Genomic DNA, 18,609 nt, shown 5'->3' on the forward strand with positions numbered 1-18,609 from the left:
GTTGCGCTCGGGATGAAGCGAAAGGGGGTGGAAACCGCCAAAAAAGACGAACATACTTGAGGCAGGAATAAGAGGAATTCATGTTTACCGGAATTATTGAAAAAAAAGGGACCGTGATTCGCAACATCAATCATGGTGATGCAAACCGATTGGTTATTTCTTGTGGTTTTGAAGAACTACAAATAGGTGAAAGCATTGCGGTGAATGGCGTATGCTTAACCTTATTGCCTTCTGACGGGGCAAAGCTGAATTTTGACCTTTCGCCTGAAACTCTAACTAGAACCACTTTAGGACATTTAAGAGTTGGGAATGAGGTCAATTTAGAACGTGCTATGCTTGCATCGACTCGCTTTGGTGGGCACTATGTAAGCGGGCATGTTGATGCAGTGGCACAAATTCAGGCAATAAAGCATATGAACGAATTTGTTGAAGTCGAGTTAAGCAGATTTGATGCCAATGCCATGTTGTATTTAATTCCTAAGGGGAGTATTACGGTTGAAGGGGTAAGCTTAACGATTAATTCAGTTGCAAATCAAAGCATCAAATTAATGCTTATTCCACATACATTACTAAGTACAACCCTGTGCTACTTGAAGCAAGGACAAGAAGTTAATATTGAGTTTGACTACCTGGCTCGGATCGTTGCCCATCAGTTGCAAGTTGCCGGAAAGTTGAGTAATCAAATCCCGTTATGAATTAAGGAGTAGTTCATGACCAAACATTTAACATCCCGATGGCATCGTCTTTTTTTTGCCACGATTATTATAGGGGTTGTTTCTGGTTTTGGGGGGATGTTTTTAGCGATATTATTGCATTTTATCCAACACCTGGCCTATGAGCATACTGTATTTCCTATTCTGGGCAATAAGAGTTTTTTATTTGTGGTCAGCGATTCAACTGCTCCAAGAAGAGTAGTCGCACTTCTGCTTTGCGGTTTTATTGCAGGTTTTGGCTGGTGGGCTGTCTTTCGCTATGGCAGCCCCTTAGTCAGTATAGCCAACGCAATCAAATCACCAAGACCCTACATGCCAATAAAGACCACTCTAACACATGTGCTGCTGCAAATTGTTACTGTGGCTTTGGGCTCTCCGTTGGGGCGTGAAGTTGCCCCACGAGAATTAGGGGCTACCTTTGCGTGTTGGTTTACTAACAAGATGAAATTACATCCTAAAGAAAGTCAAATATTAGTGGCAAGTGCTGCAGGGGCAGGATTAGCAGCGGTTTATAATGTTCCTTTTGGTGGTGCTTTATTTACCCTGGAAGTATTACTTGGAAGTTTTCGATGGTTTGCGGTAATCCCGGCAATTACTACTTCTGCGATTGCTGTGGTCATTTCCTGGATGGGACTTGGCAATCAAACTATGTACCATATACCTGTTTTAATTTTGGATTATTCCGTAGTTATTTGGGCGATTATTGCCGGTCCTATTTTTGGTTTCTCGGCCTATTGGTTTAAAGAAATTACCAATAGAGTACAAAGTAAAGCACCGCGTAACTGGAGGATTATTGTTTTTTGCCTGTTCAATTTTTTCCTAATCGGCTTATTATCTATTTATTTTCCGGCAATATTGGGAAATGGTCGCTCGGCAGCGCAGTTAGGATTTGATGGCAATATATTAGGTTTAAGTATTGCTGCGGTCCTATTAATACTGCGAGTGTTAATTGTATGTACCAGTATTCAAGCCGGTGCTGCAGGCGGTCTCTTAACCCCTTCGCTTGCCAATGGCGCTTTATTGGCTGTGGTGCTCGGCACGCTTTGGAGTTATTTATTGCCAGGCATCTCCATCGCTGCTTTTGCGGTGATTGGGGGAACCGCTTTTCTTGCCGCGGCGCAAAAAATGCCGCTTACAGCAATTGTGCTTATTATTGAATTTACCGGCATCAACTTTAGCTTTTTTATTCCTATTCTTTTTGCAGTAGCCGGCTCAGCAAGCATGTTCAATTATTGCGCTACTAGACGAGTGGTTGCGGTGGCAAGTTGAAAAATGTTTGTTTCACTGACAAATAAATGCTCTATTGAAGTTTCTATTGTTATTATTTGTTTTATGATAAATTTAGTGATTTGTCGTTTAAAATTATAAAATTCGCATATTTCAAATGCATAAGGAGATGAAAATAGTAGGATTTAAATTGAATTTTTATTAAATGATTTCAGGTTTATACTCTAAGTGTCAGAGATAAGGATGTTCAGATGCGTCACGTTGTTCTTCTAAGACCACTCAATACTCAAAAATTTGTTTTCATTATCGCTTTAATTTTATTAGCCATCTTATCCATTTTCAAATCGTGTCAGGTTGCCCAATTCCATAGAGATGCTCAATACTATATCCAGTCAAGCGTCTTATGGCCTAAAGGACTTGTTACTTTTGCCGGAAGCTTAATTGGTGGTCGAGATCTGGTGGTGTTTTTTTACCATTTTTTCATGAAAAGTTTTGGGTATAGTGTTGACACACTCTCTTTAGCACTAGCAATAACCTATTTTTTTTCTGGTTTATTTTTAGTGACTATTATTTTTAAGTTTAATATATCGAATCTAATGAGGCTATGGATAAGTACTTTTGTCCTTTTAATCTCCTATGTTTTACCTATATGGTCTTATCCGGCTAGCGATAATCTGGGAGCACTGGCTCTCGTAGGACTGTGGTTGCTCTACATAATATCAGTTCAAACTCAAAAAAAATGGCTTATTTTTTTTGTGTATCCAATCTGTGTTGGAATTGCCTATCATGTACGCACGGAATTGCTATTATTTGGTTTATTCACTTTTATTGGAATTGTATTCCAATTTAAAAGAGCCTCTTACTTACAACGATTAGCGCTATTCTTAATAATACTTTTTTCTACTCAACTTGGTGCTTTTCTGATAGAAAAATCATGGATGCTCTGGGTGCCAGTAAAGAAGCCCTATGTATATAAAGGAATATTTTTATCTTTTCGTGCTTTTAACTTTGCATCTGGACGAAATGGGCCTAACAGTTCAAAACTATCTCATTTACTTCATTTGACATCTAATGAAAAAATTCCTTTTTGGGATGCGTTAGGAAGTACCTATTCAAAACTTGGTGCTGCAAAAAGCGATGAATTAATTTCGAAAGCAGGTTTTGAAGCTCTGTATCAAAATCCTTTGTCCTTCTTAAAAGAAATAACCCATATTGAATCAGAAACATTTAAATTAGAAATATCTGTACCATCATGGAGTGAGCAGGAGATGACGCAAAAGCGCGACCTATATGATTTGGATTTAGTACGAAAAGAAACTCAGATGAAGTTTGGTGGAGATGCTATCTTTCCCTTGGCTAAAATATTAATCTCTTCCGATTCATTGATTCATAATATGAGAGCTTTTTTGCCGCCAATCAAAGCAGAAATGACGGTTCCATTTTCTTATCAGTTTGTATTTCCTATCTTTTTACTTACTCTCCTGGTAAAAGTAGATAAGCTAATCAGAACGCTACTGTTGCCACCAGTAATTTATGCATTGGTACTAATTTTTTTAATTAATTTCACAGAAGGGTCTGTTGGGCGCTATTTAAATGGAATAATGCTTCTTGAATGGATAGTACTTTGGATTGCGCTCAACATGATTTTTGTTAAAAATTTGCGAGTAAAAGTGAATTTTTATCTCTCAAATACCATCAAAAGTGCTTTTTATAAGCAGGATAAGATAGCATAATTTTAAAATGTGCTTCTTTTTAAATGGATAATTTATCTCGTGTTTCTATTCAGAAATTCGCACAGCGAAATGCATTTCATTGATCGCAATAAGTATAAAAGCGGAAAAATTTTTGATAGAGCTTTATGGTTTTGTGGAAATTGAAATATGCTTATGATTTATTGATCTATTACGAAAAGTACGCTTTAGTTCCGCAACAAGTATACTTTGCATGCCTCATTTGAAAATTGTTCTAAGTAGGAACATTTTTTTGTGTAATTATTTAAAATTACCCTTTATAATCACGCAAAAATGTTCTTAGATTCCAAAAATAGGCAACAGCTTAGTATTTACGTTCAAGTCAATTATGAGTAGCTCATATGGAGAATGATACTAAATAATACTTGAAAAATGGATTTAAGCATGTGAGATTTTTTCACACAACTGGATTTAGTTTGAGTGTAGATGAAAAATAGTTATATTTAGGATATCCGAATAAAAATGATGTTAGTTAGAATATTAATCATTTTAGTCGAGTTTTTAGGAGAATGGGTTGGAAAAAAATACGGGCTCTTTGGCACAAAAAGAACACTATGAAAAGATACACGACTTATATGAACAACATTATTATGATCCGACATCTATTGCCTTCAGAGAGCAATTTATCTATAAGCCCTTATTGAATAACATCGATTTGAATAATAAACGAGTAGCCGATTTGGCTTGTGGAAGTGGTTACAACTCACTTTATCTGAAAAATAAATTTCCAGAAATAATTACTCATGGTTTTGATATTTCTGCAAAGGCCTGTGCAGCCTACCGACAAATTGTGGGAAGCGAGGCATATGAACTCGATCTCACTGCTACTAGCACATTGAATCAACAATACGACCATGCCATAGTTGTTGGTGGTATACATCATTGCATCGCTTCTTTAGAAAATACTTTTTTGAATATATCGCAAATGCTAAAACCAGGCGGTAGTTTGTTAATGTGTGAGGCAAGCAGTAGTTTTATGTTAGAATCAGTACGCAAACTATGGTACAAAAAAAGTAAATATTTTGATGCTGATTCTGAGGAGGCGCTTCAACATGATCAGTTGCATCAAAGTTTTGGATCAGACTTTGAGGTTAAATTTGTAAAATATATGGGTGGTCCTGCATATTTTCTAATATTGAATAGTTTAATTTTAAATTTACCTCTATCGTTTAAAAAATTTATTTCTAAGCCCTTATTTTTTCTCGAGGAAATTTATAATCTTTTGCCAGGGGATTTCTTTTTCCCTTATTTTTTAGCTGAGTGGGTAAAAAAATAATTTCGAGGAATATTTGTGAATTACACTTATATATTATTAACAGTTATGTGCACAGTGTATGCTCAGTTGGTGATTCGATGGCAAATGAAGTCAGCAGGTGTCTTGCCACCGGGTTTTACATCGAAAATAGCATTTGTTTTTTTTCAATTCCTTAATCCGTGGATATTAAGTGTTTGCTTCGCATCCACCTTAGCAATAATTTCTTGGATGGCAGCAATGACTAAATTCGAAATCAGCTATGCTTATCCTTTTTTGAGTTTATCATTCGTTTTTGTATTACTATTTAGCTCATTGATCTTGGGTGAGTCATTAAATATTTATAAAATTGTAGGCACTATTTTAGTAACTCTAGGTGTAATGGTCACCTTTAAAGGATAGCGTACACTAATATCTATTGAGTTTTATGTAATTTTGAAAAGAGTTCTCAGGATAAAGAATGACCGAAACTAAGACAAAGAAAGGATATGAATGGGAAAAGCTTTTGACCATAATCATCCCTGCATACAATGAAGAAGAGGGAATCAAAGCAACACTAGAGAGCTTGCGGACAAATCTTCCTTATGTAAATATCATTGTTGTAGATGATCACAGTAGTGATGCTACATTACACCAAGCACTCCAAGCCCCTAATGTTCGAGTGGTGACCCATTCCTATAACATTGGCTATGGTGGAGCACTTAAAACAGGTATGGCATTGGCAGATACAGAATATGTGGCCTGGTTTGATGCAGATGGAGAGCATCGAATAGAGGACTTAATCGGTATGGCTAATAAAATTCACACTGAAGGTTTACTCGCTGTTATCGGTCAAAGGCCCTCGGGTACCTCCAGTCGCATAAGAACACTGGGTAAGTTTCTTATTCGAATGATAGTTAGAACGATGAAAGTCAATGCGGGACACGATCTAAACTGCGGTTTACGTGTCTTTAGACGAGAGGTCATTTGTCGTTATCTTTTTGTTTTACCTGATGGATACAGTGCGAGTTTGACCAGCTTAATGATTTTCTTAGAGCGAGATTATCCAATGGCATTTTACCCCATTAAGGTCAATTCGCGAATTGGAACGAGCAAAGTCAAACTGCGCGATGGTTTTAATACGATGGCTCTTGTTATAAGAATAACCACATTATTTGCTCCTCTTAAAATATTTCTTCGAGCTGGAGTAATCATCTTTTTTTTGGGTGTGTTCTATAGCTTATATAAAGCGTTACAACTTGGGGTCGGTTTCCCAGTTGCGGGCGCCATATCGATCTTAGGGGGGATCTTGCTTATGGCAGTAGGGCTGTTAGCGGATCAAATTAGCCAGCTTAGATTGATTCAACTTTCGTCAATAACTAATATGCCTTTTAGGCCTATAAAATCGGATAAACAAACAAATGGATAATGCAATTAAATCATTTAACTCACTCGCTTTACCGCCTGATTGGGTTTATAAAAACCAAAAAAATTTTTTACAATCATTCTATGATTTTATTGGGGCACCATTAAGAATGGTTCTTTTGCCCGACGCAGTTTCAGAAAAATTACATCTTACTTCTTTACGCGGAGAGCGTTTTAGAAAAGTGTTACCTGAATTACAAGGTCGAGTTTTGGATATCGGTGCAGGAGATAACTTACTTATCCACTTATATCGTCAGTATGCAAGTTTGTATAACAATTCTCCAGATGATGCGCATCATAGTATTGGTGTTGATGTTGTCGATTGGAATAGTGACTGTACCATTATTCAAAACTCAGCTCATCTTCCGTTTGAAGATAATAGTTTTGACACCGTGAGTTATATAGCCTGTTTAAATCACATCCCAGAACGGTTTGAATCGCTACAGGAGATTCGCCGTTTATTGCGACCTAATGGCAAAGTTGTAGTGACTATGATAGGAAAAGTTATAGGAAAAATTGGTCATGCCCTATGGTGGTATAGTGAGGACAAACATCGTGAGGTGGATGAGCATGAAGAAATGGGTATGGATGAATCAGAGATTATGGATTTGTTTACTAAAGCGGGTTATAGCTTAAAAAAGCATGAAAAATTTGTATATGGTTTAAATTCCATGTATATATTTGTACCCAAATAGAGGGATTTACATGTTTTCTTTCCCATTTTTTAATCGCCTTAATAACCATTGGCTTGTGTTGGCATTATTCTTTATTTTTGCCTCTTTATGGTTAATGAAAACTTGGGGACCAGCACCGATTATTTTAACAAATGGAGACGCAGGAAACGTATCATCAATTGTTGCCAGTAACATCAGTCCAGAGCGGTTTGCGAATGATCCGTTATTCTCGGACGCTCAAAATTTTAAATTTTATTGGACTATTTCTATTCCTCTAACCCAATTTTTAACCTATTTTACTCATGATATTGGCCGGTCATACTTGCTTCTTATTTGGCCAATTATATTCGTGCAACTACTAGGTTTTTATTTGCTCGGGCTAGATTTATTTTCCAATCGGGGTTGGGCTTTTTTACTGGCCTTACTCTCGCTAAGTCCTATATATATTTTTTCAGGGGAGCTATGGGGGCAACTTGATGTCCCTTTAACCCGAGGCTATTACGGAGCCTTATTCCCTTTTCTTTTACTTGCTTTACTCAAAAACAATAATAAAGTCTGGTTTCCATTGATTGTGATGGGTTTATGTGGCCTGAGTGTTTATGTTCATCCTGTCAGCGCTCCTTCAGTCTCATTTGCATGTCTTACTGCTTTATTCATGTGCAAGCCGACTGGGCGCGGTTGGGGAAAGCAAGTATTGGTAGTTTTTGCTGCAGGGATGATGTTCTTAATGGTTGCAGCTCCGTTTATTATAACCTTTTTTAGTGGATTTCCTTCTTCAGAGAGTCTACATAATAACAGCAGTTCTGCTATTGCAGCGCACTATATGACTCAAGCGGCTGGACCTCAATATTACAATGCATTAAGTATAGTCCAGTCATTATATTCATTGTTGTTCCAAGGGAAGTGGAATTGGTTTTGGCTCATGGGATTAATTGGATTACTCATAGCCCCAACGTTTTCAAAAAAACCTCAGTATGAGCGACAGTTTTTTATTTTTTTTATTGCGGGCCTCTTAATTTCCTCTGTGGGTATTGCTTGGCTGGATCAGAGCATTGCAAGAATGTATGGACGATATCCTGCAGAAATCGACTTGATACGTAATTGCAGATATCTGATTCCATTGTTACTGATAGGGGCCATCAGATTTTTTGCCAATATTGATATTAAAATTCCTAACACCTACCGCCTCGTTTTTGGATGCCTTATCCTCATTTGTGTTTATCGATGGTTTATTGATTTCCCCACGACATTCTATAATTTCGTAGTCAATCAAATTCAGCATAATCAGGTTGAAGATCAGGTCAATAATCTCTCAAACAAAAAGATGCTGCATTACATTAAAACATTACCTCCAGGATCCAAAATCATGGCCTTCTCCCTTGATGGTGATAGTGATGGCTTGATTGAAGATCTAATGCTTGCAATCCGCTATTCGAGTTTTCAACCGATAGCTCATCTTAAAAAAGACCTTAATTTCTTAAGCTATAGTGGACGAGGTTTAAAAATTTTAGAATGGCAAAAAGAAGCGGAGCAGCTTGCATTAATAAAGAAAGAGAGTGATCAAACCAGGCTCAAATTATTAAAAGAATTCATGCAAGCGCATGAAGTGAAATTGCTTTTGGCTTATGAGCCTGATATATCTGCTGAATTAAGAAATCTTTTCAATTCTCAATTTAAGCTCCTCTATAAACAAATAAATTTCTCATTGTATGCATATAATCCTAATGATTCAATCATCTCGGTTCATTAGGGTAATATAAACTGTGAAGAGAGATCATTGATTTAGGTAAAAAACAAATGTGTGGTATTGCAGGCATTTTAAATTTTGACCGTTCCTCAATCTCAGCGAATATGCTTAAAGCAATGACTGATAGCATTTTTCATCGTGGACCAGACGGTGAAGGATTTTGGTTTACGGACGGAGTTGGTCTAGGTCATCGAAGATTGGCAATTCGAGATTTAAGTGAAGCAGGTCATCAACCGATGCAAGATACCCTTAATCTGATTTCCGTAACCTATAATGGTGAAATTTACAATTATGATGAGATACGAAACGATTTAGAAAAAGAAACGGATTATTTATTTAAATCAAACTGCGATGCAGAATTATTACCTATAGGTTGGTTAACGTGGGGAGAAAAATTATTTGATCGTATTGAAGGAATGTTTGCTATAGGTATATGGGACTGTCGTACTGAAACATTAGTTCTTGTTCGCGATGGTATAGGTATTAAACCTCTTTTTTATGCTCAAAATAATTCTTCATTGTTTTTTTGTAGTGAAATTAAAGGGATACTTGCAACAAAACAATTTCCTATGGATATTGATGAAGCTGAATTTCATACTTATTTAGCATCGGGGTATACAAATCCAGAGCGCTCTTTATTAAAAAACATAAAACAACTTGAGCCAGGAACAATTTTAAAAGTTTCATTTGATGGCTCGCTCTCTTGCCATAATTATTGGCATCCGGTAAGAAAACCTGATCAATCAATTCAATTAGATGATGCTGTTGATGAGATAGAGTTATTATTGTCACAAGTTATTAACCAAATGCTAGTTGCAGATGTTCCAATTGGCCTACTACAAAGTAGCGGAATTGATAGCACCCTAATTGCACTTCTCACGAAAAGTGAAGTGATAAGTTATACTGCTCAGTTCAATGAAACCTCACACGATGAGAGCATTTTGGCTCAAAAAATAGCTACTTTTACTAATCATCCATGGCGATCTGTTTCTGTCGATCAAACGAGTCAAATAATAAATGATTTCCATCGGGTATCGCATCATGTTGATGGTCAATTAGCTGATTCAAGTTGTTTAGCACATTTTGCATTATCAAGAGAAGCAAGTAATCATGTGACAGTTGCTATTGCAGGTGACGGCGCAGATGAAATATTTGCAGGATACTCCACATATAAGGCAAGTAGAGTTGCTCAGTACACACGATCTTTGATACCAAAATTTTTAACGCAGCAACTTGGTGACTGGTTGTTTAAAAAATGTGGCTATGATGAGCGTCGCTTACCTTGGCATGAAATGCTTATGCGATTTCTTTGGGGCGTTTCACTATCTGAAGTCCCCCATTCGCAATGGCGCCGGTTGGCATATCCTTTTTTGTTAAATAAGTTATATAGTCCAGCCATGCATGATTTTTTAAATGTAAATCCTCTAGCCAATTATGAAAAGGCGGTAGTTGATGCTCCTGGAGCTATTTTTGATAAATGCTTACTGGCGGATCAACGAATCTACTTACCTGGTGACATGTTAGCAAAAGTTGATCGGATGAGTATGGCTCACGGTTTGGAAATTCGAGTTCCGTTTCTTGATCGTAGAATTATTAACTTTGCAAGCAAGTTGCCCGAACATCTATTAAGCCCATTATTTGGCGAATCAAAACTTACCTTAAGGAAAATTTTATCTAAGCATTCTTTATTAGACGAGGTAGTAAAAGGGAAAAAGAAAGGTTTTAACATACCTTTGGCGAGTCTACTTCGCAACCAATTGAAACCTATAGGTGAGGAAATTATTATGAAAAATACGGATGTCTTTGCGCCATTTCTTAATCCCGATAAATTAAGAGAAGTATGGCGTGAACATAATGCTAGGACGTTTAACCATGCTTATTCACTTTGGGCTTTACTTATTTTTGGTTCCTGGAGAATGAAGCATAGCTAGATAATAAACCCAAAAGCATGTCTTATAAGAGCAGCTCTCTCAATTAAGGGTTTGTCTACTGCTGTAAGCTGATTATAAATTAATTCAAGATAATCTTCTTTTTAGATAAAATCGACATTTATAAACTAGAACATCAGATTGATTTATCAAAAGGTATTGCCGAAAAATTAAATTAGATCATATGGCTCAATTAAATGAAGTCATCAATATTGCGCAAAATGCAAATATAAACATCCCAGTGGTAAATCAATAAAATACCGTAAATGAAACCAATATAGCGTATATGCTGGGCACTCCAGTTCTTCGCGCGAAAATTAAAAATTTATCAGAGCGAGATTCTGATGACCCATTTACTCCTGGGCTACGTAAATTGCAAGGCCAGCTTGATTTTTATAAATCATTTGTTATAGAGCCAAAAGAAGTAAAAGTATTCCATTTGGATGGAACAATAGAAACACCAATTATCCCTGCTGCACCGAAAAAGAAATTGATTCTTACAATATCTCTATTGTTAGGTATACTAGCAGGGGGAGCGTTAGGAATTACCCGAATTTTTTGGCGAAATGTCCATGCGCTAAAAAATTCCTAGTGACAGAAGATCACACATCGTGTACTTTTTGCTACTTAAGAAGAATTAAAAATAAGGTTTTTATTTAATCTCAGTACTCTGTCTGGAGGTAATGTTTAGTGAAAGTTTTAGTTACTGGAGTAGCTGGATTTATTGGCTTTCATGTGGCACAAAAATTGTGCGAACGAGGTGATGAAGTTATTGGTATTGATAATCTCAATGACTATTACGATGTCAATCTGAAAAAGGCACGTTTACAACAACTGGCTGATTTTGCCCATTTCAAGTTCATTCATCTCGAATTGGCTGATCGAGAATCTATGGCGCAATTGTTTGCATCGCATAATTTTCAACGAGTTATTCATCTTGGTGCCCAGGCTGGAGTTCGTTATTCCATTGAAAACCCCTATGTCTATATTGACAGTAATCTGGTCGGTTTTCTCAATATTTTGGAAGGATGTAGACATCATCGTATAGAGCACCTTAGTTATGCTTCTTCCAGCTCCGTTTATGGTGCTAATGAATCCCTGCCTTTTTCAGTTCATGATAATGTAGACCATCCTTTGAGTCTTTATGCAGCAACCAAGAAGGCCAATGAGCTTATGGCTCATAGTTACAGTCATTTATATCGACTTCCAACTACAGGACTACGCTTTTTTACAGTGTACGGGCCTTGGGGAAGACCCGATATGGCACTTTTCAAATTTACCAAAAATCTTCTGAACGATGAGTCTATTGATGTATTTAATTTTGGAAACCACCGACGAGATTTTACTTATATTGATGACATAGTAGAAGGCATAATAAGAGTACATGATCATCCGGCTACACCAAATAAGGAGTGGTCAGGTATGTCTCCCGAACCTGGTACAAGTGCTGCTCCATGGCGCGTTTACAATATCGGCAATCAAAGTCCTGTTCTTTTGTCACGTTATATCGAAGTATTAGAGCAGTGTCTCGGAAAAAAGGCAAAAATGAATTTGTTACCCCTGCAAGATGGTGATGTACCAGATACTTTTGCCGATGTAGAAGCGCTAAAGAATGATGTGGGATATGCCCCAAGCACTCCGGTAGAAGTAGGGATAAAACGTTTTGTGGAATGGTATCTGGATTATTATGCAGTACAATCTGATAAAGCCTTAGAGCAGGTCAGTTTATAATGATGAAGTTGGATTAGATTACAATAATATAAAAATAAAATTGGGACTGAAAGGATGACCGTTGTTGAAGAAAAGAAGCTTGCTGTAGTTGGTTTGGGTTATGTTGGTTTGCCCTTAGCAGTTGAATTTGGCAAAGTGCGTTCGGTAATGGGTTTTGATATTAATGAAAATCGCGTTAAAGAACTTAAAAGCGGCCATGATTCGACTCTAGAAATCAGTGATGCAGAGTTGCGGGAAGCAAAACATTTGTATTTAACATCAATCCCTGAAGAAATTGCCTTTTGTGATATGTATATCATTACCGTACCAACGCCGATTGATCAGTACAAACAACCAGATTTTCAGCCTCTGATTAAGGCCAGTGAAATGATAGGGCGTATGCTGGAGCCTGGTAATATAGTCATCTATGAGTCTACTGTTTATCCTGGTGCTATAGAGGAAGTATGCGTACCCGTACTTGAACGTACCTCTGGAATGAAATTTAATGTGGATTTCTATGCAGGTTACAGCCCCGAGCGCGTCAATCCAGGTGATAAACTTCACCGAGTAACAACGATTACGAAGATTACTTCAGGATCAACCCCTGAAGTCGCAGATATTGTCGATGCTTTGTATCAAGAAATTATTGTTGCAGGCACTCATAAGGTCGAGAGTATCAGAGTCGCAGAAGCGGCAAAGGTAATTGAAAATACACAACGTGATTTGAATATTGCATTAATCAATGAATTAGCGATTATTTTCAATAAGTTGGAAATAGATACTGAAGCGGTGCTGAAAGCTGCTGGAACAAAATGGAATTTTTTACCTTTTCGTCCTGGTTTGGTTGGTGGGCATTGTATTGGTGTCGATCCTTATTATTTGACGCATAAGGCACAATCTATTGGTTATCATCCAGAAATTATTCTCGCAGGGCGTCGTCTTAATGATGCAATGGGATCTTATGTGGTTTCTCAGCTTGTGAAATCAATGATTAAACAACGTATTCATGTCGAAGGAGCAAAAGTATTGGTCATGGGATTAACTTTTAAGGAAAATTGTCCTGATATACGCAATACACGTGTCATTGATGTTATCACTGGGTTAAAAGAATATAATGTAGCTGTGGATGTCTATGATCCCTGGGCTGCTGAAGCAGATGTTGAACATGAATATGGACTCTCATTAATTGCACAACCCAATAGGGGTGAATATGACGGCATTGTTCTCGCAGTTGCCCATCAACAATTTAAGGATATGGGTATCGAGATGATTCGCTCTTTTGGTAAAGGACAACATGTTCTATATGATTTAAAGCATTTGTTTTCAGCTGAGTCGAGTGATTTACGATTGTAATGACATGAATTGTTTATCGATTGTTAAATTGATCAAGAAATCTAATCCTGAAATGTATGAACGTGGATGTTCACGAACAATTTTCTACGAAAGAGCCTGTGAACGCTTTGATCCGTTTTATAAGGAGTTATCTCACTAAATGTGTGGATTTGCTGGTGTTTTATCCCGAGCTGATTGGTCTGGTATATCCGAAAAGCTGTTAGCATCAATGTGTGATTCGATTGCACATCGAGGCCCTAATGATCGTGGTACTTGGTATGATGCAGGAGCAGGAATTGGATTCGCACATACTCGTCTTTCTGTAGTCGATTTATCCCCGGCGGGACACCAACCGATGAGCTCGGCAAGTGGTCGGTATGTTATTGCCTTCAATGGGGAAATATACAATCATTTAAAACTAAGAGAGCAGCTAAAAATCGAGACTTGGCGAGGCCATTCAGATACAGAAACATTACTTGCTGGATTTGAGACCTGGGGAATTGAGGAAACCATTAAACGCACTATTGGGATGTTTGCCTTTGCTCTTTGGGACAAGCTGCTGCATACGCTCACTTTAGTTAGAGATAGAGCAGGAGAAAAACCCCTCTACTATGGATGGAATGATCATGTTTTTCTCTTTGGTTCCGAGTTAAAGGCTTTGAAAATTCATCCTCATTTTAAAAATGAGCTGGATCACGGGGCCTTGGCACTATTTCTACGCCACAATTATATTCCTGCGCCACACTCAATATATAAGAATGTGAGTAAATTGCTTCCTGGAACGTTCCTTCAACTGTCACTCGAAAACCCTCAACCTATCATAAAAAGTTATTGGACACTCGCGGGTATTAGCACTGCAGAATCATTTAAGGGGGACGAACTTGAAGCAGTGGATGAATTGGAACGGCTTACAAAAGATGCCATTGCCCAACAAATGGTTGCCGATGTGCCTCTTGGCGCTTTTCTTTCTGGAGGAATTGATTCTTCTACAATAGTTGCATTGATGCAAGCGCAATCGACACGTCCCGTAAGAACTTTTTCAATCGGTTTTCATGAAAAGCAATACAATGAGGCCGCTTATGCTAAATCAGTTGCGGAGCATTTGGGAACGCAACATACTGAATTGTATGTTTCCACTGAGGATGCACTAGCGGTAATTCCCAGACTCCCCGTTTTATATGATGAACCTTTTTCTGATTCATCACAAATTCCCACTTTCCTTGTTTCGGAATTAGCAAAGCAAGAAGTGACGGTTGCCTTGAGTGGTGATGCCGGGGATGAATTATTTTGTGGATATAATCGTTATAAGATGACCGATCAATTTTGGGGAAAAATTAATAAAATCCCACTTCCTGTAAGAAAAGCGGCTGCAAAATTAATTAGAAACTTTTCTCCAATGACTTGGGATAGGTTTGCTTCGGTCCTTCCTTTATTGGGGCGTTATCCTCAGACGGGATTAAAGCTTCATAAGGGGGCGCATGTGCTAACGAGTGTCAATGCTCAAGAAGCCTATCGCACTCTTATTTCCCATCATGAAGCGCCATACTCCTTGCTCATTGCTGAGGGGGTGGAACCGAATACGTTTATGGATGAAAATCTTTTTCATTTCACCGGATTAGGTGAGATTAGCAAGATGATGGCAATGGATTTTATTTCCTATCTGCCCGATGATATTTTAGTGAAAGTAGATAGAGCTGCTATGGGCGTTTCTCTTGAAACCAGAGTACCATTTCTTGATCATCGATTGATTGAATTTGCCTGGAGTCTACCTTTATCAATGAAGTTAAAAGATGGGCAAACTAAATGGCCGCTTCGTCAAATATTAGATCGTTATGTGTCAAGAGAGTTAATAGAGCGGCCTAAAATGGGTTTTGGTATCCCTCTATCGGATTGGTTGCGAGGACCTTTGCAAAATTGGGCGGAGACTTTGCTTGATGAAGAGCGATTACGTCAAGAAGGTATTTTCAATTCAAAACTAATACGTGACATGTGGAAGCAGCATTTAAGTGGTAAGGGAAATTTTTCTGCTTTATTATGGAATATTTTGATGTTTCAGGCGTGGTGGGAAGTACAATAAAAAACATCATAAAGCTTTGGTCAACAGGATGTGGAGTATTTTGCAATTTAGGGAAAGTAGTCTCTAAACGCTGTTGATTTAGCAACGAGTACAATGCTAAAATTCAAACACTCATAAGAGCTTGTGGTAATTTAATTTTAAATATATTTTGTTTTCAAGATAATACCGGACTAATTAATAGAAAGTGTGTTGGTATTGTATGAATAATAATACTCATAAAGTGGCTATGAATCTGAAAGAGATCTTAGTAGGGAGTGACTTATAATGCCAAAATTTTCAAATAAAAGTCATCCTCCAAAGTTTCTGTTAATCTCGAGTTTTACTGATTCAATTATTAAATTTCGTGGAGCCTTAATTCAGCAATTGAATCTAGATGGAGTTGAGGTCCATGTTTGTTCTCCAAATATTAAAGTCCCATCCAAAACACGAGACACCTTATTGTCGATGGGGGTGAACCTTCATGATGTATCGTTGCAACGAACAGGGAAGAATCCTTTTGTGGATTTAAGGTATTTTATTTCTTTAATTAAAGTGATTCGTAAAATTAAACCGGATTATGTTCTAAGTTATACGATAAAACCAGTTATATATGGAACATTAGCTTCCAGACTTTTAAAGGTCCCTAATATAACCAATCTGATTACAGGTTTGGGTTATCTTTTTATAGGCGATAAAACTCATTGGTTTTATCGTCCTGTCATGTTACTGTATCGGGCCGCACTCAGATCCTCGCGTTTGGTCATATTCCAAAACAAAGACGATCGACAATTATTGATTGAAAAAAAATTGTTATGCCCTACTGTGAAAACGACGGTAGTGAATGGTTCTGGAGTGGAGCTAGAGAGCTATACTAAAGCTCCTTTGCCGAAGGGCATTCATTTTTTATTAATTGCACGATTATTAGTAAGTAAAGGTATTCGAGAGTACATTGAGGCAGCTCGATTGGTCAAGAAAAAATATCCGGATGCAACATTTACAATAGTAGGCTGGATTGATGAAGAACCGGATGCTATTTCGAAAAAAGAGCTGAATGCGTGGATTGACGAAGGAGTAGTAAACTATTTAGGGTTTCTTGAAGATGTACGCGACGCAATTACATGCTGCAATGTTTATGTCCTCCCCTCGTACAGAGAGGGAATGCCTAGAACTATTTTAGAAGCCATGGCTATGGGGCGCGCTATTATAACAACGGATGCTCCCGGTTGTTGTGAAACTGTAGAAGAAAATGTGAATGGATTTAAAGTTCCGATAAAGAGCGTAGATTTTTTAGCAGGAGCGATGTTCAAATTCATTGAAAATCCTTCTTTAATTCAGCAATTTGGAGAACAATCGAGATATTTAGCTGAGAAAAAATATGATGCTGATGTGATCACTAAAACGATGCTCGATGAGATAGGAGTATGATTTTTTTGCAATGGGGAACCATCCCTTGCTCGAAATATAGATAAACTAACTCATAAAGCCAACAATACGCCCCTGAGAAAGCGTATTTAAAAATCTTGGAATACATTTTGGTTTTTTATATGATAGATAAGCTCGTTGTTTTTAAAGTAGCATTGATTGATTTTTTCTTTCATTCTTGGATAATTAATGACTAAGAAATTGCAGCATATTCGTGTGGCACGTGTGTCAACAGTGCTTCTTTTTATGACAACTCATTTACGCTCACAGCTCGCATCCATCAGTGATGCCGGTGCGGAAGTTACTGTTATTTCCAGTAAAGATGGGTTATCTGAGGCGATGAATTCAATCAAAGACTGTAAGTTCAAAACAATATATATCCCAAGAGAAATTAGCCTAATTAAAGATACAATCGCCTTAATACGCTTAACAAAATTATTTTTTTCTGAGCGTTTTGATATCATTCATTCTACGACACCTAAAGCCGGATTTCTTTGTGCATTAGCTGCCAAATTCGCAGGCATTCCCATTAGACTTCATACTTATACCGGCCAAACCTGGGTTAGCTTAAAGGGGCCCAAAAAAGCAATAGTCAAATTTTGCGATAAATTGATCAATCGATTGAATACTCATTGTTATGCAGACAGTGCCAGTCAACGTGATTTTTTAATTCAACAGAAGGTAGTTCGTCCCTATAAACTCTCAGTTTTAGGAAGTGGCTCTGTGGCAGGTGTAGATATTAATCGTTTTTCCCAGGAAAATTTTTCAGAAACGGCAAAGCAGCGAATTCGTGAGTCACTAAATATTGATAAGACAAGCTTTGTACTCCTTTTTGTTGGAAGGATCAATCGAGATAAAGGGTTTTTTGAGCTTATTGAGGCAGTTGGCCGTTTAACTACAAAAACTAAAATTACCCTAATCATTGCCGGGTGCTTTGAACAAAATATAGAAGAAGAAGCACGTCGTCATGTCCAAAAGCATTGTCCAGAGAAAGTTGTTTTTACCGGATTTTACTCCAAACCTGAAAATCTAATGGCTATTTCTGAAATTTTATGTCTTCCAAGCTATCGAGAAGGTTTTGGCACAGTCGTTATAGAAGCTGCTGCAATGGGTGTTCCAACTGTAGCAACGTCCATTTATGGATTGACTGATGCGATCATCGATGAGGTTACCGGTTTATTGGTAGAACCTAAGAATGTGACTCAATTAGCAACAGCCCTTGATCGATTGATTGCCGATGCTCCCTTAAGAAAAAAACTCGGTGAAAATGCTAAGAGTAGAGCGATTAAGGAGTTCGATAGTCGCCATTGCGATAATTTACTGGTAGATGAATACCAAAAATTATTTAATGAATCAAAATTATAAAAGTCTTAGATTTCCATTTTACGCTTTG

The 18,609-nt window shown here is 37.5% G+C and carries 15 protein-coding genes; all 15 read left to right on the plus strand.

Annotation, left to right across the window (positions count from 1 at the left end; translation table 11 throughout):
• Positions 1–80 precede the first annotated feature (80 nt).
• The 15 genes from OQJ26_RS00180 (at position 81) to OQJ26_RS00250 (ending at position 18,581) form a co-directional block, all read left to right on the plus strand.
• Complete coding sequence (locus tag OQJ26_RS00180; protein WP_265701891.1) at positions 81–695, plus strand: riboflavin synthase; 615 nt, start codon at positions 81–83, stop codon at positions 693–695.
• Positions 696–710: 15 nt separating this feature from the next.
• Positions 711–1,982, plus strand: a complete 1,272-nt coding sequence (locus OQJ26_RS00185) for a chloride channel protein (protein ID WP_265701892.1) — start codon at positions 711–713, stop codon at positions 1,980–1,982.
• Between the two features lie 209 nt (positions 1,983–2,191).
• The gene (locus OQJ26_RS00190; protein ID WP_265701893.1) at positions 2,192–3,673 is read left to right on the plus strand and encodes a hypothetical protein; all 1,482 of its coding nucleotides are present in this window, start codon (positions 2,192–2,194) and stop codon (positions 3,671–3,673) included.
• Between the two features lie 532 nt (positions 3,674–4,205).
• The gene (locus OQJ26_RS00195; protein ID WP_265701894.1) at positions 4,206–4,967 is read left to right on the plus strand and encodes a class I SAM-dependent methyltransferase; all 762 of its coding nucleotides are present in this window, start codon (positions 4,206–4,208) and stop codon (positions 4,965–4,967) included.
• Positions 4,968–4,982: 15 nt separating this feature from the next.
• On the plus strand, positions 4,983–5,345 hold the full coding sequence (locus OQJ26_RS00200; protein ID WP_265701895.1) for an EamA family transporter: 363 nt from the start codon (positions 4,983–4,985) through the stop codon (positions 5,343–5,345).
• A gap of 58 nt (positions 5,346–5,403) precedes the next feature.
• A complete protein-coding gene (locus OQJ26_RS00205) occupies positions 5,404–6,351 on the plus strand; it encodes a glycosyltransferase family 2 protein (protein ID WP_265701896.1) in 948 nt (315 codons plus the stop codon).
• The gene (locus tag OQJ26_RS00210; protein WP_265701897.1) at positions 6,344–7,042 is read left to right on the plus strand and encodes a class I SAM-dependent methyltransferase; all 699 of its coding nucleotides are present in this window, start codon (positions 6,344–6,346) and stop codon (positions 7,040–7,042) included. Before OQJ26_RS00205 ends, OQJ26_RS00210 begins: the two co-directional genes overlap by 8 nt.
• Positions 7,043–7,052: 10 nt before the next feature.
• Complete coding sequence (locus tag OQJ26_RS00215) at positions 7,053–8,771, plus strand: hypothetical protein (RefSeq protein ID WP_265701898.1); 1,719 nt, start codon at positions 7,053–7,055, stop codon at positions 8,769–8,771.
• 47 nt (positions 8,772–8,818) lie between these two features.
• Complete coding sequence (gene asnB, locus OQJ26_RS00220) at positions 8,819–10,699, plus strand: asparagine synthase (glutamine-hydrolyzing) (protein ID WP_265701899.1); 1,881 nt, start codon at positions 8,819–8,821, stop codon at positions 10,697–10,699.
• A gap of 283 nt (positions 10,700–10,982) precedes the next feature.
• Positions 10,983–11,288, plus strand: coding sequence for a hypothetical protein (locus OQJ26_RS00225; RefSeq protein ID WP_265701900.1), 306 nt, complete (start codon positions 10,983–10,985; stop codon positions 11,286–11,288).
• A gap of 98 nt (positions 11,289–11,386) precedes the next feature.
• Positions 11,387–12,427: an NAD-dependent epimerase gene (locus OQJ26_RS00230; RefSeq protein WP_265701901.1), complete on the plus strand. Its 1,041-nt coding sequence runs from the start codon at positions 11,387–11,389 to the stop codon at positions 12,425–12,427.
• Positions 12,428–12,481: 54 nt separating this feature from the next.
• Complete coding sequence (gene tviB / locus OQJ26_RS00235; protein ID WP_265701902.1) at positions 12,482–13,759, plus strand: Vi polysaccharide biosynthesis UDP-N-acetylglucosamine C-6 dehydrogenase TviB; 1,278 nt, start codon at positions 12,482–12,484, stop codon at positions 13,757–13,759.
• Between the two features lie 139 nt (positions 13,760–13,898).
• On the plus strand, positions 13,899–15,815 hold the full coding sequence (gene asnB / locus OQJ26_RS00240; RefSeq protein WP_265701903.1) for an asparagine synthase (glutamine-hydrolyzing): 1,917 nt from the start codon (positions 13,899–13,901) through the stop codon (positions 15,813–15,815).
• A 264-nt stretch (positions 15,816–16,079) separates the two neighbouring features.
• Positions 16,080–17,219 carry a glycosyltransferase family 4 protein gene (locus OQJ26_RS00245; RefSeq protein ID WP_265701904.1) on the plus strand — a complete coding sequence of 380 codons (1,140 nt, stop codon included), beginning with the start codon at positions 16,080–16,082 and terminating at the stop codon, positions 17,217–17,219.
• A 186-nt stretch (positions 17,220–17,405) separates the two neighbouring features.
• Positions 17,406–18,581 (plus strand): glycosyltransferase, encoded by a 1,176-nt coding sequence (locus OQJ26_RS00250; protein WP_265701905.1) that lies wholly within the window; start codon positions 17,406–17,408, stop codon positions 18,579–18,581.
• The last annotated feature ends 28 nt before the right edge of the window (positions 18,582–18,609 follow it).

Origin of the sequence: Legionella sheltonii (assembly GCF_026191355.1) — a bacterium.
Taxonomy (GTDB): Bacteria; Pseudomonadota; Gammaproteobacteria; order Legionellales; family Legionellaceae; genus Legionella; species Legionella sheltonii.